The organism is Dorea phocaeensis, assembly GCF_900240315.1.
GTDB lineage: Bacteria > Bacillota > Clostridia > Lachnospirales > Lachnospiraceae > Dorea_B > Dorea_B phocaeensis.
This window is the reverse complement of the sequence record NZ_OEPZ01000004.1, coordinates 120,708-144,227: the sequence shown is the minus strand read 5'-3', so window position 1 is coordinate 144,227 and position 23,520 is coordinate 120,708. Positions and strand designations below refer to the sequence as shown.

General features: G+C 44.1%; 22 protein-coding genes, 1 other RNA gene and 1 pseudogene. 4 read left to right on the top strand and 20 right to left on the bottom strand.

Annotated features, from left to right (window positions below; all coding sequences use genetic code 11):
• Positions 1-5 precede the first annotated feature (5 nt).
• The 8 genes from lpdA to C0979_RS09810 all read right to left on the bottom strand — a co-directional run bounded on the left by lpdA (position 6) and on the right by C0979_RS09810 (position 6,338).
• Entirely contained in the window at positions 6-1,445 is a 1,440-nt protein-coding gene (gene lpdA / locus C0979_RS09845; protein ID WP_101695811.1) for a dihydrolipoyl dehydrogenase, read from the bottom strand.
• A 27-nt stretch (positions 1,446-1,472) separates the two neighbouring features.
• Entirely contained in the window at positions 1,473-2,144 is a 672-nt protein-coding gene (locus tag C0979_RS09840) for a uracil-DNA glycosylase (RefSeq protein ID WP_101695810.1), read from the bottom strand.
• 20 nt (positions 2,145-2,164) lie between these two features.
• A complete protein-coding gene (gene hisF, locus C0979_RS09835) occupies positions 2,165-2,926 on the bottom strand; it encodes an imidazole glycerol phosphate synthase subunit HisF (protein ID WP_101695860.1) in 762 nt (253 codons plus the stop codon).
• Positions 2,927-2,957: 31 nt separating this feature from the next.
• Positions 2,958-3,563, bottom strand: a complete 606-nt coding sequence (hisH, locus tag C0979_RS09830; RefSeq protein ID WP_101695809.1) for an imidazole glycerol phosphate synthase subunit HisH — start codon at positions 3,561-3,563, stop codon at positions 2,958-2,960.
• A 47-nt stretch (positions 3,564-3,610) separates the two neighbouring features.
• Entirely contained in the window at positions 3,611-5,074 is a 1,464-nt protein-coding gene (locus C0979_RS09825) for a sensor histidine kinase (RefSeq protein ID WP_101695808.1), read from the bottom strand.
• Positions 5,071-5,754 (bottom strand): response regulator transcription factor, encoded by a 684-nt coding sequence (locus C0979_RS09820; RefSeq protein WP_101695807.1) that lies wholly within the window; start codon positions 5,752-5,754, stop codon positions 5,071-5,073. Before C0979_RS09820 ends, C0979_RS09825 begins: the two co-directional genes overlap by 4 nt.
• 124 nt (positions 5,755-5,878) lie before the next feature.
• Positions 5,879-6,133, bottom strand: coding sequence for a DUF3169 family protein (locus C0979_RS09815; RefSeq protein ID WP_101695806.1), 255 nt, complete (start codon positions 6,131-6,133; stop codon positions 5,879-5,881).
• Positions 6,108-6,338, bottom strand: coding sequence for a helix-turn-helix transcriptional regulator (locus C0979_RS09810; protein WP_101695805.1), 231 nt, complete (start codon positions 6,336-6,338; stop codon positions 6,108-6,110). Before C0979_RS09810 ends, C0979_RS09815 begins: the two co-directional genes overlap by 26 nt.
• A 232-nt stretch (positions 6,339-6,570) precedes the next feature.
• On the opposite strand from C0979_RS09810, the gene C0979_RS09805 reads away from it, so the two are divergent.
• Positions 6,571-7,980, top strand: a complete 1,410-nt coding sequence (locus tag C0979_RS09805; protein WP_101695804.1) for a uracil-xanthine permease family protein — start codon at positions 6,571-6,573, stop codon at positions 7,978-7,980.
• A 72-nt stretch (positions 7,981-8,052) separates the two neighbouring features.
• On the opposite strand, the pseudogene C0979_RS09800 reads toward C0979_RS09805, so the two are convergent.
• Both C0979_RS09800 and ssrA read right to left on the bottom strand, forming a co-directional pair.
• Positions 8,053-8,715 (bottom strand): annotated as a pseudogene (locus tag C0979_RS09800) (ATP-binding cassette domain-containing protein); the annotation flags it as partial.
• A gap of 691 nt (positions 8,716-9,406) precedes the next feature.
• Positions 9,407-9,757, bottom strand: a transfer-messenger RNA (tmRNA) gene (ssrA, locus tag C0979_RS09790).
• Positions 9,758-9,928: 171 nt separating this feature from the next.
• On the opposite strand from ssrA, the gene C0979_RS09785 reads away from it, so the two are divergent.
• Positions 9,929-10,858 (top strand): DnaJ C-terminal domain-containing protein, encoded by a 930-nt coding sequence (locus C0979_RS09785; RefSeq protein WP_101695802.1) that lies wholly within the window; start codon positions 9,929-9,931, stop codon positions 10,856-10,858.
• Positions 10,859-10,985: 127 nt separating this feature from the next.
• Positions 10,986-11,411: an Hsp20/alpha crystallin family protein gene (locus C0979_RS09780; RefSeq protein ID WP_101695801.1), complete on the top strand. Its 426-nt coding sequence runs from the start codon at positions 10,986-10,988 to the stop codon at positions 11,409-11,411.
• 134 nt (positions 11,412-11,545) lie between these two features.
• Here the strand turns inward: C0979_RS09780 and C0979_RS09775 are convergent, their stop codons facing one another.
• The 10 genes from C0979_RS09775 to C0979_RS09730 all read right to left on the bottom strand — a co-directional run bounded on the left by C0979_RS09775 (position 11,546) and on the right by C0979_RS09730 (position 22,182).
• Positions 11,546-11,782 (bottom strand): hypothetical protein, encoded by a 237-nt coding sequence (locus tag C0979_RS09775; RefSeq protein WP_101695800.1) that lies wholly within the window; start codon positions 11,780-11,782, stop codon positions 11,546-11,548.
• Between the two features lie 60 nt (positions 11,783-11,842).
• Complete coding sequence (smpB, locus tag C0979_RS09770) at positions 11,843-12,313, bottom strand: SsrA-binding protein SmpB (RefSeq protein ID WP_101695799.1); 471 nt, start codon at positions 12,311-12,313, stop codon at positions 11,843-11,845.
• Positions 12,300-14,453, bottom strand: a complete 2,154-nt coding sequence (gene rnr, locus C0979_RS09765; RefSeq protein ID WP_101695798.1) for a ribonuclease R — start codon at positions 14,451-14,453, stop codon at positions 12,300-12,302. Before rnr ends, smpB begins: the two co-directional genes overlap by 14 nt.
• Positions 14,454-14,532: 79 nt before the next feature.
• The gene (gene secG / locus C0979_RS09760; protein WP_101695797.1) at positions 14,533-14,775 is read right to left on the bottom strand and encodes a preprotein translocase subunit SecG; all 243 of its coding nucleotides are present in this window, start codon (positions 14,773-14,775) and stop codon (positions 14,533-14,535) included.
• A 122-nt stretch (positions 14,776-14,897) separates the two neighbouring features.
• Entirely contained in the window at positions 14,898-16,163 is a 1,266-nt protein-coding gene (gene eno / locus C0979_RS09755; RefSeq protein WP_101695796.1) for a phosphopyruvate hydratase, read from the bottom strand.
• Between the two features lie 121 nt (positions 16,164-16,284).
• A complete protein-coding gene (glmM, locus tag C0979_RS09750; RefSeq protein WP_101695795.1) occupies positions 16,285-17,631 on the bottom strand; it encodes a phosphoglucosamine mutase in 1,347 nt (448 codons plus the stop codon).
• A gap of 210 nt (positions 17,632-17,841) precedes the next feature.
• Positions 17,842-19,233 (bottom strand): NAD(P)/FAD-dependent oxidoreductase, encoded by a 1,392-nt coding sequence (locus tag C0979_RS09745; RefSeq protein WP_101695794.1) that lies wholly within the window; start codon positions 19,231-19,233, stop codon positions 17,842-17,844.
• 20 nt (positions 19,234-19,253) lie between these two features.
• On the bottom strand, positions 19,254-20,126 hold the full coding sequence (locus tag C0979_RS09740) for a shikimate dehydrogenase (protein ID WP_101695793.1): 873 nt from the start codon (positions 20,124-20,126) through the stop codon (positions 19,254-19,256).
• 145 nt (positions 20,127-20,271) lie between these two features.
• Positions 20,272-21,450: a phosphoribosylaminoimidazolecarboxamide formyltransferase gene (locus C0979_RS09735; RefSeq protein ID WP_101695792.1), complete on the bottom strand. Its 1,179-nt coding sequence runs from the start codon at positions 21,448-21,450 to the stop codon at positions 20,272-20,274.
• A gap of 18 nt (positions 21,451-21,468) precedes the next feature.
• Entirely contained in the window at positions 21,469-22,182 is a 714-nt protein-coding gene (locus C0979_RS09730) for an IMP cyclohydrolase (protein WP_101695791.1), read from the bottom strand.
• A gap of 182 nt (positions 22,183-22,364) precedes the next feature.
• Between C0979_RS09730 and C0979_RS09725 the strand changes: the two genes are divergently transcribed.
• Entirely contained in the window at positions 22,365-23,447 is a 1,083-nt protein-coding gene (locus C0979_RS09725; RefSeq protein ID WP_145995114.1) for a hypothetical protein, read from the top strand.
• The last annotated feature ends 73 nt before the right edge of the window (positions 23,448-23,520 follow it).

The window sequence follows — 23,520 nt, the reverse complement described above, 5'->3', positions numbered from 1 at the left end:
CAGATCTACCACCTTGGTCTATCTTCTCTGCTGTTTTCCACTGCGCAGGAAATCGCCTCATTAAAGGTTGGATGCGCACGCATGGCATACATAAGCTGTGTGGACGTCAAGCCATTCGCAATGGCTGTCGCCATCTCTCCGATCATATCCGTCGCCCTCGGACACATCATCTGCGCGCCAAGAAGCACATCACTGTCAGATGCGAACAGTAACTTAATAAATCCTCTTTCTTCTCTGGAGATAATAGACTGTCCATTTACGTCCATCACATACTTCCCACATCGAAGCATAATCCCCTTTTTCCGTGCCTCCTCTTCTGTAATCCCTACTGATGCGATCTCCGGATCTGTATACAGACAGCTTGGAACAATGGAAATTGACGTAAACAGGCAGCTTGGAACCATCTCAATAATGACGGAAGGTCTCATTTGATTCATCCGCTCCACTACATAAGTCGCCTGTGCAGAAGCCACATGCGCAAGCTGAATTCCACCAATCACATCTCCGATAGCATACACTCCCGGCATACTAGTCATATAGAAATCATCAACAACAACCTTTCCTCCTGACAAGCGAATCTGTACATCTGGATCAAACAAATGCTCCGTATCCGCACTTCGCCCTACCGACACCAGAACGGCATCTACCTTCTCTTCCTGTGTTTCTCCCTGATAAACAAAATGACAGCTCAATCCATCTTTCCCATTTTCAGCTTTCTTTTCGATCTTCTCCAAAATACTCTCTTTGCAGATCCGTATTCCACGATTCCGTAAAATCTCTTCTAAAGCCTCTGAGAATTCCAAATCCATATTCGGAAGCAGCCTGTCTGCGATCTCCACGATCGTGACCTTTGTCCCCAATGCATTGAATACCGTTGCCAACTCAATTCCAATCACTCCGCCGCCTAGAATCAGAAGGCTTTCATACTGTCTTGCATCCGAAGTCAAAAGTTCTTCGCTGGTCATCACTCCCGGCAAATCCATCCCCGGAAGATCTACCTTCTTCGCTTTTGCCCCAGTGGCAATTAGAATATTTTCCCCTTCCAGATACTCCGTTTCCTTAGCATCGAAAATAACCCTGACCCTCCGGTCACTTTGGATCGTCGCAGTACCCTTCACAAAACGAATGCCAAGCTCTGAGAATTCTTTTTTCAGTTCCTCCCTCATTTTTGAAGCGGACAGATCTTTATACTCAAAAATCTTCTGCAGATCAAATCCTACCCGTTCTGCATAAAGTCCGAATTTTTCACACTCTGTCATCTCCCGATACAGCGTCGATGCATGGATGAGAGCTTTTGTCGGAATACAGCCACGATTCATGCAGGTTCCGCCAACTTCTCCTTTATCAATAATAACAACGGACATTCCTGCTTTTGCCGCCTTCTTCGCCGCTATGTACCCTCCTGGTCCTGCTCCAATAATAACCAGATCATATCGCTTGCCCATCTGCCTCCCCTTCCTCTGACACTTCAGCTATGGCTCTATCTGCCAGTCTATTGGTTCCACTCCATGATTTTCAAGAAATGTATTCGTCTGACTAAATGGCTTACTTCCGAAAAAGCCACGATAAGCGGATAACGGACTTGGGTGTGGCGCTTTTAAGATCAGATGCTTCGGATTATTTAGCATTTTCTCTTTCCGCTGCGCCGGAGCCCCCCATAGAATAAACACCATCGGCCGATCCTCTTTATTCAGCGCCATAATTGCAGCATCCGTAAACTCCTCCCAGCCAATTCCTCTGTGAGAATTTGCCTGATGTGCCCGCACGGTCAATACGGTATTAAGCATCAGTACACCTTGCTCTGCCCATTTGGTTAAGCATCCATGATCTGGAATATCGCACCCCAGATCATCCTGAAGTTCCTGATAAATATTCACCAGTGACGGCGGCACTGCAACCCCCTTCTTCACCGAAAAGCAAAGGCCATGTGCCTGTCCGTTATTATGATAGGGATCCTGACCCAAAATCACTACTTTAACTTTATGAAGAGGTGTCAGATGAAAAGCATTAAAAATATCATCCGCCGGCGGAAAGATTAATCTCGTCCGGTACTCCTCATTTACTGTATCAAATAATTTCTTATAATAAGGCTTGTGAAATTCATCCTTTAACGCTTCTAACCAGTCATTGTTAATCGCTGCCAAACCCTTTGCCCTCCTCACATCTACAACCTTACCGAGACTCCTCTGTCACGAAGATACTCTTTCACTTCCCGTATCTCTAATTCTTTATAATGGAATAACGATGCCGCAAGCGCCGCATCTGCCTTTCCTTCTGTAAGCGCATCGTAAAAATGTTCCAATTTCCCGGCGCCTCCTGATGCAATGACCGGAATAGATACCGCTTCTGCAATAGCTCTGGTCAGCTCCAGATCATATCCTGCTTTCGTCCCGTCTCCGTCCATGCTGGTCAGCAAAATCTCACCGGCTCCAAGCCTTTCCACTTCTCTTGCCCATTCTACTGCATCAATGCCCACATCAATTCGTCCGCCGTTTTTATAAATATTCCATCCGCTTCCATCTTCCCGCTTTCTCGCATCAATGGCAACCACCACGCATTGACTTCCAAACTTATCGGCCGCATCCGAAATTAATCGCGGTGTATTAATCGCAGAAGAATTGATCGAAATTTTATCTGCTCCTTCTCTTAGAAGCGCTTTAAAATCATCAACGGTACGAATTCCTCCGCCTACGGTAAACGGAATAAAAATCTGTTCTGCCACTTTGCGAACCATGTCTACTACCGTATTCCTTCCATCGGATGATGCTGTAATATCAAGAAATACCAATTCGTCTGCGCCAGCCTTATCATACGCCATTCCGATTTCCACCGGATCTCCGGCATCTTTAAGATCCACAAAATTCACGCCCTTTACCACGCGCCCATTACAGACGTCCAGGCATGGAATGATCCTCTTTGTATGCATATCATTCTCCTCCTCTTCGGCATCCATGTTTTTATAATTCCACAAAATTCTTTAGAATCCGAAGACCCACATCACTGCTCTTTTCCGGATGGAACTGACAGGCAAATATCTGACCTTTTTCCACCGACGCATGAATCTCCGTTCCATAATCCGTCCTGGCCGTCACAATCTCCGGCTCCTCTGCTTTCAGATAATAAGAGTGTACAAAATACACATATGCATCTTCCGGGATTCCCCGAAACAGCCTTCCATCTCCTGATAATTCCAGGGAGTTCCATCCCATATGCGGAACCTTCAAGCCTTCCGTCTCCGGAATCCTCAAGATCTCTCCCTTTAGAATTCCCAGCCCCTGCACCCCCGGACTTTCCTCACTTCTTTCAAACAAAAGCTGCAATCCCAGACAAATTCCTAAAAAAGGAATCCGCCGTTCCACAACTTCATGGATTACTTTTTCCAGATCATACTGTCGGATCTTTCCCATTGCATCACCAAAAGAACCAACTCCCGGAAGAATCACTTTATCCGCACTAAGAATCGTCTCTGGATCTCGCGTCACCACAACCTCCTGCTTTAGAAGCTTCATGGCCTTTTCAACACTTTTGATATTTCCCGCATCATAATCAATGATCGCTACCATTTTTGCCCCGCCTTTCCTTGCTTGCCCTAGTCATCTCATTCATACGCCTATTTTACATCAAGTTCAAACCAGAATTCAACGCCATTTCCATAATTCTTCACTCCATAGCGCTGGTGGAACGACTCCATAATTGCCTTAACGATAGAAAGACCGATTCCATTGCCGCCGTATTCCCTTGTATGCGCCTTATCCACCTTATAGAATTTATCCCAAAGATGCTTCAGATCCTCTTCCGGAATTGGCGTACCGGTATTAAATACAGACACCTTAACTTTATCATCTTCCACCTGCATTTTGACTTCTACAATCTTATCCCCGGATACATGATGAAAGGCATTGCTGATATAATTACGTACAACTTGTTCCGTCTTAAATTCATCCGCCCATACACAAATCGGCTCTTCCTGACGGAAAATCACTTCTGCCTCTGACTGCTGTGCCAGAATCTCCATACTCTGCAGTACCCCTCTGATCAGCTCTGTTAGATTGAACCGTTCAAATACAATATCCTCATCACCGAACTCCAACTGATTCAGTGTCAGCAGATTCTTCACCATCTGATTCATCTTTGACGCCTCATCCATAATCACGTCGCAGTAGAACGCACGGCTCTCCGGATCGTCACTGACTCCCTCCTTTAAGCCTTCCGCATACCCTTGAATCAGTGCAATCGGGGTCTTCAGCTCATGGGAAACATTTCCAAGAAAATCATTGCGCATCTCTTCTAACTTTTCCTTCTGCTCAATGTCCTTCTTTAACCGATTATTGGCTCTTTTCAATTCTGAAATGGTACTCTCCAGACGATTTGACATCCGGTTAAAGTTCTCTCCCAGCCTGCCTATTTCATTACTTCCTCCACTGGTATAACTGACATCAAAATCAAGATCCGCCATCTTTTCAGACAAGGCTGTAAGTTCCTGAATCGGTGTTGTCATACGTCTGGAAAGATACCATACCAGGGCAGCGCCAACCAGCATCAGCATACTTCCAAGCCCAATCAAGAAACGATTGGAAATCTCTGCACTTTCTTTAATACTCTCCAGCGGACTTCGCATCAGAAATCTGCTTCCATCATCCAGCGTTCCCCACATGTCAATGTAATCCGTCTTATTCCACGGATCCCAGGATTGATTAATCTGATACCGCTCTGTTCTCTCTAATACTTCCGCATCCTTCTGTGCCTGATTCAGAAGATATCCGGTCAACTGGTTCATCAACATATCAAAATCATAAACATTAGAATACCTTTTTCCATTCACATCTTCTACCACAAAAGAAATATTATTCTTTTCCGCAAGACGCACTAGTTTGACCGCCGTATTCTCATCCTGAAAGCCTCCGTCGTCCACCATACTTTCAAGATGCTGATACATATTAATAAACTGCAGCCTTTTATCCCGAATATAGTAAGGCTCCAAAAAACAGACATTGATGATCAGGAGTACCAGAATCAAACTGGTCATTAATCCAATAAACACGCCCATCATCTGCTTCTTAATTGAGTGCTTCATGCCTCTTCTACCTCAAACTTATATCCCATTCCCCAGATTGTTTTAATATAATTTCCCTGATCTCCCAATTTGCTTCTTAGCTTTTTCACATGGGTATCAATGGTTCTGGCATCTCCAAAATAATCATAGTTCCATACATTATTCAGAATCTTTTCCCTGGACAGCGCAATCCCCTGATTTTCCGCAAAGTACGCCAGCAGTTCAAACTCTTTATAACTCAATTCGATCTCTTTTCCATCCACCTTTACCTGATGCGCCGCTTTGTCGATCTGGATGCCGCCTACCGAAATCACATCTTCTACATTTGTCCCGTGCGTTCTCCTAAGGAGCGCGCCAACTCTTGCCACAAGAATCTTAGGACTGAATGGTTTGGAAATATATTCATCTACGCCAAGACTGAATCCTTGCAGTTCATCCCGCTCTTCTGATCTGGCTGTCAGCATAATCACCGGAACTTCAGATGTCTCCCGAATCTCTCTGCAGGTCTGCCATCCATCCATCCGCGGCATCATCACGTCCAGGATGATCAGTGCAATGTCTTTATCCTCATAGAAAATCTCCATAGCTTCCATCCCATCGCCTGCTTCCAGCACCTGATATCCTTCCCGCTCCAGGAAATCTCTTACCAGCTTGCGCATTCTGCTTTCATCATCAACCACTAATATCTTTATCTGCTCCATGCGTTCTATCCTCCTTACGGTAATCCATAGCCTTTTCTCAATGGATACACGATATCATTTTATCTTATTTCTTTTTAGCATAGCAGACAAATATGTCCGTTCTGTGAATCTTTTCCATAGCTTATCAGTCAAGCCTTCCTTTTTCCAATTTGCGGCAATAGTAAGAATAGATAACCGCTGAAATCACATTACAAATCGTCAGAATTACCACCGCCGATCTGCTCATCCAAACCTCTGCGCCTTTCACTAACACGTCTACATTCCTGCCGGTCATGACAAAGACAATACCTGCCACCATGCCAAATGCTCCTCCGATAACCATCCATAAAATAAACTTAAGGCAAGAATCTGTCTTACTCTTTGTCATCTCTTTCTTCATAGTCTTCCTCCTTATAGATAAAAAGTTCTTCTACTGTCACCTCAAAAATCTTCGCCAGCTTAATTGCCAGTGTCACAGACGGCGAATAATCCCCACGTTCAATCAGACTGATTGTCTGCCTCGATACATGGGCTCGCTTTCCAAGCTCTGACTGATTCATGCTCAGCCTCGCACGGTATTCCTTCAGCCTGTTTTCCAAACCCATCTTCATCTCCCTTTCCATCCCAATAATATGACAATTTTATTCCACATTCTGACAACTTTCCTTGTCATTTTCAGAATAGCATATGACAACTTTCCTTGTCAACAAAATTTGTCAGCTCCTTTTTAAAGCACATAATCCATTTGACGAATCCCATTCTCATACTATAAAATAATTATAAGGAAATTCAGACTCAAAATACATTCAGAAAACAGAAAGGATCTATCAAAATACTATGTCAAACAAAGAATCAAACACTCCACAGACAAGCATAGAAAACGTCTATCGTTTAAACGGGCGCGTTCCTCTTGGAAAGGCAATTCCATTCGGACTTCAGCACGTCCTTGCCATGTTCGTATCAAACCTGGCTCCAGTTCTGATCGTCTGCAGCGCAGCTCTGATCCGAGGTACTTCTCAAACTCTAGACTCCGCTGAAATCACACGCCTCCTGCAATGCGCCATGTTTGCCGCCGGAATCGGTACCTGTCTGCAATTATATCCCGTCTGGAAGATTGGCTCCCGACTCCCCGTCGTCATGGGCGTCAGCTTTACCTTTTTAGGCAGTCTTCTGATGATCTGCACAAATCCCGACCTTGGATATGAAGGAATGGTCGGAGCCGTCATCTTAGGCGGTATTTTCGAAGGATTGGTAGGATTAAGCGCCCGATACTGGAAACGATTTCTGACTCCGGTTGTCTCTGCCTGCGTCGTAATCGCCATCGGACTTTCTCTTCTTCCCGTAGGAATGGACTCCTGGGGCGGCGGAACCGGCTCTGAGACATTCGGTTCCTGGTACCATCTTTTGGTAGGCGGCATTACCTTAATCGTCTGCCTGGTGTCACGTTACAAACTCCGGGGAATTTACAAAAATCTGAATATTTTAGTTGGCCTTGTGGTTGGCTACCTGTTGTCTGCCGTCTTTACCGTTGCCGGAATTGCTCCTATGATCGACTTCTCCGGTATCTCAAAGACCATTCAAGAGGTAGGCTTTTTCAGCCTTCCACAGCTGGTCTTTTTCACAGACCACAAGCCAATCTTTGATCTGGGCGCCTTCTTTACCATCGCAATCGTATATCTGGTATCTGCGGCTGAGACAACCGGAGCCACCACTGCTGTCTGCAAAGGCGGCCTTGGCCGGGACATTCAAATGGAAGAGCTGCAGGGTGCGCTCGCGGTAGACGGATTTTCCAGCGCTATTTCCGGATGTTTTGGCTGCCTTCCTCTGACTTCTTTCAGCCAGAATGTAGGACTGGTTACCATGACAGGCGTCATCAACCGATTCACCATTCTGATGGGTGCACTGATTATGATTCTCACTTCACTGTTCCCACCTCTTGGAGCATTCTTCAACTCCTTGCCACAGTCCGTATTAGGCGGATGTACCGTTATGATGTTTGGATCCATCATGTACGAGGGTGTGAAAATGCTTAAGGACTGCGAGTTCAATGACCGCACCATGATCATTGTCTCTCTCGCCTTTTGTGTCGGCGTTGGACTGACTCAGACATCCGGGAACTTCTTTGCTGCATTTCCATCCTTTATCGGAGATATTTTTAACGGAAACGCAGTCGCCGGGGTGTTCGTAATCTCACTGCTTCTGAGTCTGTCCCTGCCAATGGAAAACAAAGAGCAAAACAGCAAATAGAGGAAGAATCGAAAAGAACTTCACACTTCAAAAAATCAGCACCTCATTCCTTTCGGAACAGGTGCTGATTTTTCACTCTCTTTGGGAAATATTGATCCTCTTTGTCCCAATCTTCTCTTCAAACACAGTGTCATGTTCAACAATCAACATAGTTGGAGAAAATTCTAAAATTAGTTGTTCTATTTGCATTCTTGAATAAACATCAATGTAGTTCAACGGTTCGTCCCAAACATATAAGTGCGCAGGTTCGCAAAGACTTTTTGCAAGTAAAACTTTTTTCTTTTGACCAGCAGAAAAGTCCTTCATATCTTTTTCAAATTGAATCCGTTCAAAATCCAATTTTCTTAAAACCGTTTTAAATAGACTTTCATCTAAATGATGTTTAATCGCAAACTCCTTTAAATCGCCTTCTAAGAACGAAGTATCTTGCGGAACGTATGAAATCACCAGATTTGAACCTATGTCTATCTCGCCGGTATATTCCATATCGCTATCCAGCAACACTTTCAACAGGCTGCTTTTCCCACTGCCATTTTTACCATTTAACAAAACACGCTCTCCGCGCTTTACTTCAAATGAAACATTTTCACAAACTCGCTTCCCGTCATAAGAAACAGATACGTCAGAATAAGAAACCAACAAACTTTTGCGGTATGCAAGCGATTGCATTTTTAAGGATTCTGCTGTTTCAATATTTTTTAATAATTTTGATTTCGCTTCAATAGCTTTCTCTTTTCCAATCAGAATCAATGGCAAAACTTACATCCTTAAAAATCTCGTCATAGCTTGACGGATACGAAAACGTAAGATTCTCAACACGAATCATCGACATCATATCATCCCCCTTTACATTGAAAAAGGCTTTTTGCATACGCAAAAAAGCCTTACATCAACATATCAAAAATAAAAGGGTATAGAGCACCTGTCCATTTGGATAAGTAATTTGACGAAAGACAACTTATTTAAGCGTACACAAACAAAGCCACTAATGCAGCATTCTTATCATATTTTGCGTTTCACTTAAAATAAATTATCTAATAATCATCTTCTCACCCTACACAATCGTGCCCTTTCATTTAATACCTGTAGTTTATCACATACTCACTATATGTCAAGAGAATTTGCTTTTTATAAAAAAGCAACTATTAGACAGCGATTTCAAGAACTACCGCCTGGAAGGCACACAGTTCTTCAAGTGCAATCTCCAAAAAGCAGACTTTCGTGACGCAAAGGGGTATGTCATAGATATCCACAACAATCAGATGAAAGCTGCAAGATTTTCATTTCCCGATGTCATTCGTCTGCTGGAAACACCGAACATTAAAATCGAATAAATATCTGTAAAGATCCTGTCCTTTCAGATTCGCAGACAAAAAGAACGCTGTAAACCTTCTGTTTACAGCGTTCTTTAACTTCTTCCATTCAGAAATGGACCTGGCGGGAGTTGAACCCGCGTCCGAAAGCCCATCCACCAGAGCATCTCCCATCACAGTCGCTATATTAACATTCCCTCCATCCGTCACCTAACGACAGGTTACGGATTTCAGTAGCTTCATAAATTCTTCCATCCTCTCAAAGCTTTGAGAACGAAGTGCTCCGCCTGTTTGAAGCCGGTAACCCGAACAGCGGATAATCCGGGGCCGACTGCGGCCTAATTAGGCTGCGTACGCTAATTCTCTATTGTCTGCGTTTATATTTAATTGAAACTTTTAACGTAGTGTCCCGCTACGGATGGCTTCTCCAACTTCCAGACCCCCGTCGAAACCAGTACAAGCCCTGAATCTCTTTTTCAAGGGTAACTCCTATTATAGGAATGCCTGCCACCTTTGTCAAGTTATCCGTCTATTTTTTCTTCTTCTCTTGACTCCTATTTTTCCAAGTGTTATATTTCTTATAGAACAGTTATTACAATTTAAAAACAAAGATTTACTGCTAGGAGGTGAGCTCTATGTCACAAAAAGAAGATTATTATAATACACTTGGAATTTCAAAGACTGCTGATGATGCAACTATCAAAAAAGCGTATCGACGGTTGGCCAAGCAGTACCACCCGGATACCAATGCTGGGAACACAAGGGCTGAACAAAAATTTAAAGAGATAACCGAGGCCTATTCCATCTTAAGCGATCCCGAAAAAAGGAAGCTCTACGATCAATTCGGTCACGCTGCCTTCGATGGAAACTCATCCACCGAACAAGCGAACAGCTCCGGGAACAACGGTTTCTACGAATATCATTTTGAAAATGGAAATATGGATGATATCTTCGGAGACATCTTTGGCAATTTCTTCTACCAGAAGAGGCAACAGAACGGTCGAGCCTTCGCCAGAAAGGGGGCTGATATTCAGGCCAACCTTCACATAACCTTTGAAGAAGCTGCATTTGGCGGTGACAAAATCATTACACTTACCGATGATAATGGTCAAGCTCAATCACTGAAGGTTCATATCCCTGCCGGAATCGACACCGGAAATACCATCCGGCTTCGTGGAAAAGGCTCCCTTGGAACCGGCGGAGGTGAAAATGGCGATCTGCTTCTTCATATAACCGCGGGCTCCAAATCTGGCTATGAGCGAAAGGGAACGGACCTCTACACAACGCTCCAGATCCCCTACACTACCGCAGTCTTCGGCGGAGAAGCAAGGGTACAGACCATCCATGGCGACGTGATCTGTAAAATTCATGCGGGTATTCAGTCCGGCTGCCAGATCCGCCTAAAAGGAAAAGGTATCGTCTCTATGAAGAATCCTTCTATCCTCGGAGATCAGTACGTCACCGTGCAAATTCAGGTGCCAAAATACCTGACGCCAGAAGCCAGACAGAAGCTCAAAGAATATGAACAGCTCTGTCATCAAAGCCATCACGGAAATGCCGCCTGACCCGCGGCATAAAAAAATTTTTATTTTTTAGCACTCACGTGTTGACTTTGCTAACAATAAGTGTTATATAATATATATAACAAATAAAACAATTCACATAGATACATTTTTTAAGGAGGAATGACTTATGTTACTTGCAAACAGAGGATTTAATAATTTATTTGATGACATGTTCAACGACCCGTTCTTCACACGTTCTTACGACCGTTCATCTTCCCAGATTATGAAGACGGATATCCACGAAAAGGATAGAAACTACCTGGTAGAGATGGAACTTCCAGGATATAACAAAGCTGATATCAAAGCAGACTTAAAGGATGGTTACCTAACGATCACTGCTCACAAGAATGAGACCAAAGAAGAAAAGGACAGCAAAGGAAACTGCGTACACAAAGAACGCTATACCGGCACTTGCAACAGAAGCTTCTATGTAGGCGATGATTTAACCCAGGAAGATATCAAGGCCTCTTTCTCAGACGGAGTTTTAAAGCTTTGTTTCCCGAAAGAAGTTGAAAAACAGGAAGAACAGCCAAAGCTGATTACCATTGAGTAATCTTCACCATAACGGGATTTGACTCCCATTCTACTATCGGGGGAGAATTCTCCCCCTTCCTTATACAGACATAAAATCACAAAAGGACCTCTCTATATGAGAAGTCCTTCTTCTATGTCTTTTGACCGAGCTTTCTAATCTTCAAGCCCCAGTATTTCTGCCAAAACCTCTATGATAATCTCATTAGTACAGGATTTCACATACCCCATCATATGAAGGGAAATCTCATCCTGCTTCTGAGCCTCTGTCAGGGATTCATCATGCTTCGTCTGATCAATCAGCTGAATCAACTGAGGCGTCAATTCCTCATAAATCTCCACAGTAGTCTGTGTAACCAACTTCCTTAATTCCTCTTTTTTTACAGGTACCATATGTATCTCCTTTCCACAGCCCTTTCAACATTCCAACCGTATTCTTACTTCTTCCATCGCTTATACACTTAAGTTTCTTACTTTAAAGTCCCTCTGCGCCTCTCGTTTCTGATCCTTCTTCGCAATATCCTGGCGCTTATCATATAACTTCTTTCCTTTTGCGAGACCAATCTCTACCTTCACCAAGCTTCCTTTAAAATACACCTTCAAAGGGACGATTGCCATTCCCTTTTCCTTCGTCTTGCCGATCAGTTTATTGATCTCCTGCTTATGCAGAAGAAGTTTTCTGACCCGCAGAGGGTCTTTGTTGAAAATATTTCCTTTTTCGTATGGGCTGATATGCATTCCATAAATGTACACTTCTCCATTCTCTACACGGATAAAGGACTCCTTGATACTGCATTTCCCCATACGAAGAGATTTTACCTCTGTCCCGCTAAGGGCAATGCCCGTCTCATAGGTATCAAGAATAAAATAATCATGGTACGCTTTCTTATTATTTGCTATCATTTTCCCATTACTCTTTGCCATCTTCCTCTTCCCCTTCCTCTGCAATCTCAAAATCAATCGTGCGAAGCAGCCGATCTGCGCCAGTTACCTGTATCCAAATTCTTTGCCCCAGCTTATATACTTTATTCGTATGTGCTCCTATCAGTTCATATCGATTTTCATCATACTCATAATGATCATCCCGCATATTTGCCACATGCACCAGTCCCTCTACCGTATTGGGCAGCTCTACATACATCCCCCACTTGGTAATGCTAGAGATAACCCCCTCGAAGATCTCGCCTAAATGCTGCTGCATATATTCTACTTTTTTCAGCTTCACCGTCTCTCTTTCTGCCTCTTCTGCGCGCCTCTCCATCTCGCTTGCGTGCTTCGTCACCTCCGGCAGAATCTTATCATAGTGCACAATCTTTTCTTCCTGCATCCTTCCCCGAATATTATCTTTAATAATTCGATGAATCTGAAGATCCGGATATCTTCTAATTGGGGAAGTAAAATGCGTATAATACGCCGCTGCAAGCCCAAAGTGTCCGCTGTTCTCCGGCGTATACTTTGCCTGCTTCATAGACCGAAGCGCCAGTCTACTGATCATCGCTTCCTGTGGGCTTCCTTCTACTTTTGCAAGGAGTTTCTGGATCTCTTTCGGACGCACCTCATTCGCTCCCACATGCATAGAATAGCCAAAGTTATTGATAAATGTCGCCAGCGTACGGATTTTTTCTTCGTCCGGAGCCTCATGGGTACGGTAGACAAACGGCAGTTCCTGCCAGTAATAATCCTCCGCCACCGTCTCATTTGCAAGCAGCATAAAATCTTCAATCATCCGTGTTGCCACATTGCGTTCATAGGGTTGAAGCTCCAGCGGACGTCCCTTCTCATCCAGAATCATCTTCGTCTCCGGAAAATCAAAATCGATGGATCCCCTTATTCTTCGGTGCTCCCGTAAAATCTTCGACAGTCGGCTCATTTCCTCGAACATCGGCACCAGTTCCTGATACTTCTTCGTCTCCTTTGGATCATGATCTTCCAGAATCTTCTTCACACTGGTATAAGACATTCTCTGATCTACCCGGATCACCGTCTCGGCAATCTCATGGTCCACCACCCGCCCTTTCTCATCAATCTTCATAATACAACTAAGCGCCAGACGATCCTCTCCCTGATTCAGAGAACAAATTCCATTGGACAGCGTATGCGGAAGCATAGGAATAACCCGATCCACCAGATACACACTGGTTCCTCGCTTGAATGCTTCCCGATCCAACGCGCTGTTTTCCTGTACATAATTGGTGACATCGGCAATATGAACGCCCAGTATATAACAGTCTCCTTCTCTTGCAATAGAAACTGCATCGTCCAAATCCTTGGCATCCTCCCCATCAATGGTAACCATCTGCCAATCTCTAAGATCCTGTCTTCCTTGTCTATCAGCTTCTGATACCGGTTTTGCGACGCGCTCTGCCTGATTTAAAACCTTCTCCGGAAACTCCAGCGGCAGATCATACCCTTTTACAATGGAGAGAATATCGATTCCGGGATCATTGATATGACCAATAATCTCCACTACTTTCCCCTCCGGGCTTCTTCTATCATCCCCGTAGGATGTTAATTCTACCACCACTTTATGACCATCTACCGCCCCTTTGGAATACTCGACAGGCACAAAGATATCACTGCTTAACCGCTGATTATCCGGAATCACGAACCCGTAAGATTTTCCTTTCCGAACCTGGTAAAGTCCCACTACTTTCGTGAGCGCCCGATTCACAATCCGCACAATCTTACCTTCTCTGCTGCGTCCATCCGGCTCTCTTGTAATTACAACTTCCACTTCATCCTGATCCATTGCTGTATTGGTGTCTTCCTCTGCAATATAGATGTCCTGTTCTTCGCCTTCTATCACGACGAACCCAAAACCTTTTAAGCTTGCACGGAAAATCCCTGTCAGCCGCTTTGCTTCTCCCCGACAGTACTTCCCACGCTTGGAAAGATAGATTTTCCCTTCCGACTCTAATGCCTCCAAGATCTGGCGAAGCTCATCTCTTCTCTCTTTTGGAACCTGCAGAAGCATTGCAAGTTCCTTAAATTTCATGGGTGTATACAAATCATCACAGATCAGATCATAAATCACTTTTTTTCTCTTCTCAAATGTCTTGTCCATCTTCTGCACCTCCTAAAGATAATAGAAAGAGACACTCCCATACAGGAGTGTCCCGCCATTCTCATAAAATATACTCATCTTATGCAAATACTTTTAAATTCAACACTGCTGCCAGTACAATAAACAGTATTGCCAGGAACTTTGTGGACTTCACCAAAGCGCCTTCCATAGAACGTCCTTTATTCTGTCCCCAATATGTGTCAGCCATACCACTAATGGTTCCTAATCCTGCTGATTTTCCTTCCTGCAGCAATACGATTGCCGTCAATGCGATACAGTCTATTGCAAATATAATCATTAATACCGTTTTTAAAATTTCCACTTTCTACACCTCCTGCGGATAAACCATACTTAGTGTACCACAAGCCGGATGGATTCGCAAGTAGTAATTTCCCGTTCTCTCCAACTTCTCCCCTGCTCTCTTGAAAGCTTTTTAAGCTCTATTTAAAGCCGTTCTTCAATCCGCAGCAGCTGATTATACTTTTCCACTCGTTCCGCCCGACACGGCGCTCCGGTTTTGATCTGTCCAGTACGAAATGCCACGGCAAGATCCGCAATCATCGAATCCGCTGTCTCTCCTGACCGGTGAGAAATGATGGTCTGATACCCTGCTCTTTTCGCCATTTCTATGGCTTCAATTGCCTCTGTCAAAGTACCAATCTGATTGACTTTAATTAAAATTGCATTGGCCGCCTTCCACTCAATTCCTTTTTTCAGGCGCCTTGTATTGGTCACAAACAGATCGTCCCCCACCAACTGCAACCGGCTTCCCAGTCGTGCCGTCAGCATCTTCCATCCTTCCCAGTCTTCTTCATCCAGTGGATCTTCGATGGATAAAAGCGGAAATTCGTTCGCCAGCTCTTCGTAATAATCGGCCATCTCCGCTGCAGTACGGGCTACCAAATTTCCTGACCGCTTTCCTTCTCCTTCAAATACATATTTACCAGACTGCAGATCATACAACTCACTTGCCGCCACATCAAGCGCCAGGCCTACCTCTTTTCCCGGCTGGTACCCTGCCGTCTCCACAGCTTTTACCAGAAAACGAAGCGCTTCCTTTGCACCACTTAAATCCGGTGCAAAACCGCCTTCATCTCCTACGGCCGTGCCGTATCCCTGCTCTTTTAAAAGTCCCCTTAAAATATGGTAAATCTCTACACACATCCGAAGACCTTCCTGATAGCAGCAGGCTCCGATCGGCATAATCATAAATTCCTGAATATCCAATGTGTTGTCGGCATGGCGGCCGCCATTTAAGATATTCATCATCGGAACCGGCATCTTTCCCACATGAATGCCGCCCAAGTAAGAATAAAGTGGCGTCCGAAGCGCAGCTGCCGCAGCTTTTGCCGCAGCCATGGAAACTCCCAGCGTTGCATTTGCACCAAGATTTGATTTATTATTGGTTCCATCCAACTTCTGTAGCGTTTCATCGATCGCCTTCTGATCGAACACATTCATTCCCACCAATGCATGTGCAATCCTGGCATTGACATGATCCACTGCGCGACGTACCCCCAGACCACCATATCGCTTTCCGCCGTCCCGAAGTTCCACCGCTTCAAATTTCCCGGTAGAAGCCCCGGACGGAACTCCTGCGCGTCCGAGAAACTCATCTCCTGCCAACACCTCAGCTTCTATCGTAGGATTCCCGCGAGAATCAAGAATTTCTCTTGCGTAAATATCTGTAATCGGCAAATACTTATACATAAGTTCTCCTTCCTTTTCCACATGATTCTATAGTATGTGTCAATTTTAAAAAACTCATGCAAAATAAAGAGGCTTATAATACAACAGGCACAGTGAAAACACTGTGCCCGGAATACGTTCATTATTCAATCATCAGACCTTCGGCTTTGATAACATCAACCACCTGATTTACATATTTCTCACAAAGTTCATCCGTTGCCGCCTCAACCATCACACGAATCACCGGCTCCGTTCCACTTTCTCTTACCAGAATACGTCCATCGTCGCCAAGAGCTTCGGCAACAGCTTCCACCGCTTTTACAACTGCTGGATTCTCCCTCGCTTCTTTTTTATCAGCCACGCGTACGTTCTTTAGAAGCTGTGGATAAATCTTAACCTCCTCTGCCAGCTTTCCAAGACTCATCTTCTTCTCCAAAATAACTTCCATCACCATCAGAGATGTCAGGATTCCGTCTCCTGTCGTCGCATGTTTGCTGAAAATAATATGGCCGGACTGCTCTCCGCCAAGAGAATAATCATTTTGTACCATATTTTCATATACATACTTATCTCCAACTGCCGTCTTTTCATACTTAAGACCTGCTTTGTCGCATGCTTTGTAAAGTCCCAGATTGGACATAATCGTCGTTACAATCGTGTCGCCGTTAAGCCGTCCATTCTCCTTCAGATATTTTCCACAGACATACAGAATCAAATCTCCGTCAATCACATTGCCATTCTCATCCACTGCAATACACCGATCGGCATCACCGTCATATGCAAATCCGACATCCAGCTGATGCTCCTTCACATACTGCTGAAGCACTTCAATATGTGTGGAACCACAGTTCGTATTAATATTCGTTCCATCCGGTTCACAGTTGATCACATAGGTTTTTGCTCCTAATGCATCATAAACGCTTTTTGCAATGGCGAATGCGCTTCCGTTAGAGCAGTCCAAACCTACTCTCATATCTTCAAAGGACCTTGTTGCCAGAGAAATCAGATAACCAATGTAACGATTTCTTCCCGCTGCATAGTCTACGGTTCGACCGATCTCCTCTTTCTTAGCAAGCGGAAGTTCCCCGATTTCACCGTCAATATACGCCTCAATCTTTTCTTCCACTTCGGCTTCCAGTTTATGCCCTTTTCCATTGATGATCTTGATTCCATTATCATAAAACGGATTATGGCTTGCGGAAATCATAATACCACAGTCAAAATTCTCTGTTCTTGTCACGTAAGATACACTTGGAGTCGTCGTCACATGCAAAAGGTACGCATTAGCTCCAGATGCCGTCAATCCTGCTACCAGAGCATACTCAAACATATAACTGCTTCTTCTGGTATCCTTTCCGATCACAACCTTCGCCTTATGATCCTGTCCATAATACCATCCAAGAAATCTTCCAACCTTAAACGCATGCTCAACCGTCAATACTTCATTTGCTTCTCCGCGGAATCCATCCGTGCCAAAATATTTACCCATAATTATAATCTCCTTGTATTTGCCTTTTTGTCCGATTTTTTTGCACAATCGGATTTCAACATGTGTTCTATTATACGAGGTTTTGTCTGAAATTACAACCTAAAATTACAGCCGGGGACTTGGTCTTCTCAAAAAATCACCAAATCCCCGGCTGTAATTCTGCTATATTTCTTCTATATTTTCTATATTTCCTCTGTATTCCGTCTGGATCTACTTCTCAAGAATACATCTTGCCACACAAATTCCATTGGCAGATGCCTGCTGAAGGCCTCTGGTGATAGACGCTCCGTCGCCCATTGCGCGAAGGCCTTTGATATTCGTCTCAAACTCCTGATTTACAACCACCTTATTGGAATAGAACTTCACTTCCACACCGTACAGCAGCGTCTCATCTGATGCAATTCCCGGCGTCACTTTATCAAGCGCCTGAATCATCTCATCGATCGCCACCATAATTCGATGCGGAAATACCAGCGACAGATCTCCCGGTACCGCATCCTTTAAGGTCGGCGTAATATTATTTCGCATCAGACGCTCCTGTGTGGTACGCCTTCCTCTTCGGAAATCTCCGTATCTCTGCAGCAGAATCTTACCGTCACAGAGCATATTTCCCAGCTGCGCAATATGCTTGCCATACTCGATCGGAGACTTGAAAGGCTCCGTAAAGTTTTTGGAAACCAAGAGCGCAAAGTTCGTATTATTCGTCTTCATATCCTGTGACTTATACGCATGTCCGTTCACCACAGCCAGCCGCTCGTCATAATATTCGGTTGCCACTTCCCCGGATGGATTCGTACAAAATACGCGCACCTTATCGTCAAATGTCGGCGTATAATACACTAATTTTGCTTCATAAAGCTTCTCATTAAGTTCCTTCATAATCTCATCGCGCACTTCCACACGCACGCCCACATCCACGGTACCGTTTCGAGTCTCAATATTGTGCTCTTTACAGATATGAGAAAACCACTCCGATCCTTCCCGTCCGATTCCTGCTACAATCTCCGATGCGTAGTATGTCTCACCCTTATCCGTCACAACACCTTTTGCCACGCCGTCTTCCACCAGGATATTCTTCACCATGGTCATAAACTGGATCTCAACACCTTGTTCCAGCAGATGATTCTGAAGACGTGTATAGATCTTATAACCTTCTTCCGTCCCCAGATGACGAATCGGACACTCGATCAGCTTTAGATTCGCACGAATCGCCTTGGCCCGAATATTCTCAATCGCCTCGTAATCTTCGATTCCATAGACTTTCTCATCTGCACCAAATTTCAGATAGATATCATCAGCCTCACGGATCAATTCCTCTGCCCTCTCATAGCCCAGAATTTCCGGAAGCGTCCCTCCTACATCCGGAGATAGCGATAATTTCCCATCAGAAAATGCTCCCGCTCCTGCAAATCCGGTTGTAATGGAACATGGCTGACAGCCCACACATACCTTTGTCTTTCGTTTCGGACACTGTCTCTTTTCGATAGATCGTCCTTTTTCAAGCATCAAAACTCTCAGATCAGGTCTTTGTTTTTTCAACTCATACGCACAGAAAATCCCAGACGGACCTGCGCCGATAATAATTACATCATACTGATCCATTGCAAACACTTCCGCTCTCACTACTGATGTTTTGCCACGATTGGCGCCACCACATCAAGCGGCATTTCTTTTCCTGTCCAAATGGAAAAACTTTTCGCCCCCTGATACAACAGCATCTGCTTCCCGTTCATAATCTTACATCCACAGCTTTCTGCCATCTCCAGAAACTTTGTCTTAGCCGGATGATAAATCACATCGATTACCGACAGTCCCGGCCGGAACACCGCAAGATCATTCACCGGACTCTTCCCTTCCATTTTTCCCATGCCGACTGGCGTTGCATTTCCAAGGATATCACTTTGCGCCGTCTGTTCTCTTAAAATATTTTCCTCCGTCAATTCATATACCTGAACCTTGCAGTTCGTCTCATGATTTAATCTCTCGGCCAGCTTTAATCCTGCTTCAAAGGTGGCATCCTTAATTCCGAACAGTGAGATTTCTCTCATTCCATCTAAGGCAGCCTGCGTACAGGCAGCTGCACTGACGCCGCCTGTTCCGATCAGCGTCATCTTCGCTCCTTCGATCTTCACCCCATTTCTGCGAAGCGTTTCCACAAAACCATGACCGTCCGTATTATAACCAATGAGCTTTCCATTCTCATTATGAACACAATTCACGGAACCACAAAGTCTTGCTTCTTTACTTAATTCATCCAAATACGGAGCAACAACCTGCTTATTTGGCATCGTAACACTAAATCCTTTCACGCCCAGCACCTTCAAGCCTTCCACCGCCTGCGCAAGCGTATCCTGTCCCACCTCAAAAGCCAGATATTCATAGTCCAAACCCAGTGCATCAAATGCCGCATTGTGCATTTTCGGAGAACAGCTATGCTCAATCGGTGTTCCGATCACCCCGAATAATTTTGTTTTTCCGGTTACATTCCTACTCATACTATACCTTCTTCCCTGATTTTCCAGTTTCCCTGACTAATTCCAAAAAAATCGCAACCCTAGCTTCCTCAACCTTCAGACTACGATTTTCTTCTGGTCCATTTCTATGTTCCGATACAACGGGCAGCGATCCCGTTCTGTGCTTTTAGTGGTGGAACAAACGGATTCCCGTAAAGGACATCACCATTCCATACTTGTCGCACGTCTCGATTACATTGTCATCTCTTACAGAGCCACCTGGCTGTGCAATGTATTTCACACCGCTCTTATGTGCCCGCTCAATATTATCTCCAAATGGGAAAAATGCATCCGAGCCAAGAGCCACATCCGTCAGCTTATCAAGCCACTCTCTCTTTGCCTCTCTGGTGAATACTTCTGGCTTCTCTTTGAAAATCTTCTGCCACTCACCATCTGCAAGTACGTCCATATAGTCGTCTCCGATATACAAATCGATCGCATTATCTCTATCTGCTCTTCGGATGGAGTCCACAAATGGAAGATTCATCACCTGAGGAGACTGTCTCAGCCACCAGTTATCAGCCTTCGTTCCCGCCAACCGGGTACAGTGGATTCTAGACTGCTGTCCTGCCCCAATTCCGATTGCCTGTCCGTCTTTAACGTAACATACGGAGTTAGACTGGGTATATTTTAATGTAATCATGGAAATAGCCAGATCAATCTTTGCCTGTTCTGTCAAATCCTGATTCTTCGTTACGATATTTTGAAAGAACTCTTCATCAATTTTCAGTTCGTTGCGTCCCTGCTCGAACGTAATTCCGAATACATCTTTATGCTCCAAAGCTTCCGGTACATAATCAGGATCAATCTGAATAACGTTATAATTGCCATTCTTCTTTGCTTTCAGAATCTCCAAAGCTTCCGGCTCATATCCCGGAGCAATCACACCATCAGACACTTCTCTCTTAATCAGTCGCGCCGTATCCGCATCACACACATCAGATAAAGAAATAAAATCTCCAAAGGAAGACATGCGGTCTGCTCCTCTTGCTCTTGCATATGCACATGCAAGCGGAGACAATTCTCCCAGATCATCCACCCAGTAAATCTTCGCCAGCGTATCGCTAAGCGGAAGTCCTACTGCTGCTCCTGCCGGTGACACATGCTTAAATGAAGTCGCCGCCGGAAGTCCGGTCGCTTGTTTCAATTCCTTTACCAACTGCCAGCCATTAAAAGCATCCAGAAAGTTAATGTATCCCGGTCTTCCATTTAAAACCTGAATCGGAAGTTCTTCTCCATTTTTCATATAAATTCTGGATGGTTTCTGATTTGGATTGCAGCCATACTTTAATTCTAACTCTTTCATCATCTGTCTCCTTACTGATTACTGATTTTTATTCACGATTTTGGTTTCATAGGTTTCTGTTGCAATATCGATATAGCGAACAAACAAGGATACCTTGTTCTCTGCATTCAGACTATTCCAGAGCATATCTGTAAATGCACCCATATCATCCGGGATCTCAATCAGCTTTGGTTCTCCCTCAAAGCTTGGAAGCGGATTGCCGTCACACTGGTAAGTATGAATAAAATGGCCTTCCCCTGCCGCCGGATTTTCATACGCAAATGTATAGCGGTTACACCCTTCTGGACTTCCATTATTGCTCTTTAAAATGGACATCGCATAGTTATAGTTTCCATTTTCAATATGCATAATTCCGGAAATTCTAGGTGTATAATTCGGTGCATCCGGCTCAAACTCTCTGCATCTTAAGGACTGTTCAAACGTCATCTGTTTATCCATTCCCTCATAGATGGTATCTGTCTGATCTCCGTTGGTCACAATTGTCTTATTGCCCAGTACCCTAACCGGTGCATAAATAATAAGGCTTGGATCTGTCAGCTTGGATGGGTCATAAGCCTGCGTACGGATTCCCTCGCCGTCTTCTACAAATACGCGGTTGCGGCTGTTCTCACTTCTTCCCATAATAAAATAAGCGGTCACTGCCTTTGTTCCGTCTGCACTTCTTCCTATGATAATGCCTCGCCCAGGATAAGAATTGCCCTGTAATTCTTTCTCAATGTTTAACATTTCCATGAATACCTCTCCTTTTCATTCGTCATCAGCAAGTATTTCAAACTGCCCTTCTATTATATATAAAATGTATCGGTTTTACCAGTCTATATTCCGAGAAATTTGCGCTCGATTTTTCTTTTCTATTTTAGGAGGGAATGCTATAATAATTCTAATTAAATCCGAATATGAAGGGGGTATTTCTTATGAAGAAAAAACGATTGCTTTTGATCCCGTGCATCATTGCACTTCTGCTTTTGACCGGCTGCGAAAAAGAAGGCGCTGACGATGCCATTGTCACCAAAATCAACGCTCTGAAAAGGGAGGACACCAAACCCTTCGAGACACTTCTAAACGAAGGCATCAAAGAGCCCAACGAATCTTATGTACTTCAGTTCCCAGACGAACTGAAAAAGACTTACGTCAGCTTCTTACAGCAGGCGTTTAACCGTATGGAATTTGAGATTTCCAAACCTAAGAAACAGGAAGACAAGACTCAGGTTGTCACGGTTTCTTTTCAGCCTATCAGCATCGGCGAAACCATGAAGGATGCCTGCCAGAAGCATCTTGATTCCATGAGTTCTGCTGATTTGACACAGGAAATGAAAGCTTTGTTAGAAGCCAAGGACTCTCCTTTAAAAGGGGATCCCGTATTCCAGGGAAAGACTTCTTCTACCTTTCATCTCAAAAAAACAGACAAAGGATACACTTTTGCCGAAAAAGAGCTAAATGCTTTCCTGAAAAAAGCACTGGTCGGATATATGAAGCCTTATGAATCCGTCTGTGAAATATTAGATATCCAGGACTTCATGACTTCTTATCTGAATGCTTCTTTTAAAGGCGATGTTACAAACTTTGCACTGCACACACACCGTACCGAAGAAGAAGCGCTCGCCTGGTATGAATCTGACACATTCACACCGCCTTCTGACTTAAGTTCGGACTACGCACAGCGTTATCAGAACGCATTAAAAAATATTCTGAAGCAGTCTCAGTACACCGTCGGAATTCCAAAGAAGGTTACCAGCGGTTACACCGTTGAGGTTACCTTAACTCCTAACAACAGCTTTGTAGATGCCTTCCATGAATTTGAGCAAGGAACCTACTATTCTATTGAAGAAGCATCCGCAGGACTGGTACAGGCAATGGAGAAATATGCAGCCACACCAACCTATGGAGCTGAAACTAGTATGACCATTACTTTGAATACAGAATCTCTTCTTTTATCTGACCAGACAGAATCCGAAATGCAGACCCTTTCACAAACGATTCTTCCGATTCCATCTTAAAATCTATAACATCTTCGGTATATTTGTTACAAATTTATGACAAAAATATGAATTTTTCATCTATTTTACTCCT

What these genes read in the sequence shown, in the direction of transcription:
- lpdA (WP_101695811.1), bottom strand. Translation starts at nt 1,445, where the DNA reads ATGGGCAAGCGATATGATCTGGTTATTATTGGAGCAGGACCAGGAGGG.
- hisF (WP_101695860.1), bottom strand. Translation starts at nt 2,926, where the DNA reads ATGCATACAAAGAGGATCATTCCATGCCTGGACGTCTGTAATGGGCGC.
- hisH (WP_101695809.1), bottom strand. Translation starts at nt 3,563, where the DNA reads ATGGTAGCGATCATTGATTATGATGCGGGAAATATCAAAAGTGTTGAA.
- C0979_RS09825 (WP_101695808.1), bottom strand. Translation starts at nt 5,074, where the DNA reads ATGAAGCACTCAATTAAGAAGCAGATGATGGGCGTGTTTATTGGATTA.
- C0979_RS09820 (WP_101695807.1), bottom strand. Translation starts at nt 5,754, where the DNA reads ATGGAGCAGATAAAGATATTAGTGGTTGATGATGAAAGCAGAATGCGC.
- C0979_RS09815 (WP_101695806.1), bottom strand. Translation starts at nt 6,133, where the DNA reads ATGAAGAAAGAGATGACAAAGAGTAAGACAGATTCTTGCCTTAAGTTT.
- C0979_RS09810 (WP_101695805.1), bottom strand. Translation starts at nt 6,338, where the DNA reads ATGGGTTTGGAAAACAGGCTGAAGGAATACCGTGCGAGGCTGAGCATG.
- C0979_RS09805 (WP_101695804.1), top strand. Translation starts at nt 6,571, where the DNA reads ATGTCAAACAAAGAATCAAACACTCCACAGACAAGCATAGAAAACGTC.
- C0979_RS09785 (WP_101695802.1), top strand. Translation starts at nt 9,929, where the DNA reads ATGTCACAAAAAGAAGATTATTATAATACACTTGGAATTTCAAAGACT.
- C0979_RS09780 (WP_101695801.1), top strand. Translation starts at nt 10,986, where the DNA reads ATGTTACTTGCAAACAGAGGATTTAATAATTTATTTGATGACATGTTC.
- C0979_RS09775 (WP_101695800.1), bottom strand. Translation starts at nt 11,782, where the DNA reads ATGGTACCTGTAAAAAAAGAGGAATTAAGGAAGTTGGTTACACAGACT.
- smpB (WP_101695799.1), bottom strand. Translation starts at nt 12,313, where the DNA reads ATGGCAAAGAGTAATGGGAAAATGATAGCAAATAATAAGAAAGCGTAC.
- rnr (WP_101695798.1), bottom strand. Translation starts at nt 14,453, where the DNA reads ATGGACAAGACATTTGAGAAGAGAAAAAAAGTGATTTATGATCTGATC.
- eno (WP_101695796.1), bottom strand. Translation starts at nt 16,163, where the DNA reads ATGTATAAGTATTTGCCGATTACAGATATTTACGCAAGAGAAATTCTT.
- glmM (WP_101695795.1), bottom strand. Translation starts at nt 17,631, where the DNA reads ATGGGTAAATATTTTGGCACGGATGGATTCCGCGGAGAAGCAAATGAA.
- C0979_RS09745 (WP_101695794.1), bottom strand. Translation starts at nt 19,233, where the DNA reads ATGGATCAGTATGATGTAATTATTATCGGCGCAGGTCCGTCTGGGATT.
- C0979_RS09740 (WP_101695793.1), bottom strand. Translation starts at nt 20,126, where the DNA reads ATGAGTAGGAATGTAACCGGAAAAACAAAATTATTCGGGGTGATCGGA.
- C0979_RS09735 (WP_101695792.1), bottom strand. Translation starts at nt 21,450, where the DNA reads ATGAAAGAGTTAGAATTAAAGTATGGCTGCAATCCAAATCAGAAACCA.
- C0979_RS09730 (WP_101695791.1), bottom strand. Translation starts at nt 22,182, where the DNA reads ATGGAAATGTTAAACATTGAGAAAGAATTACAGGGCAATTCTTATCCT.
- C0979_RS09725 (WP_145995114.1), top strand. Translation starts at nt 22,365, where the DNA reads ATGAAGAAAAAACGATTGCTTTTGATCCCGTGCATCATTGCACTTCTG.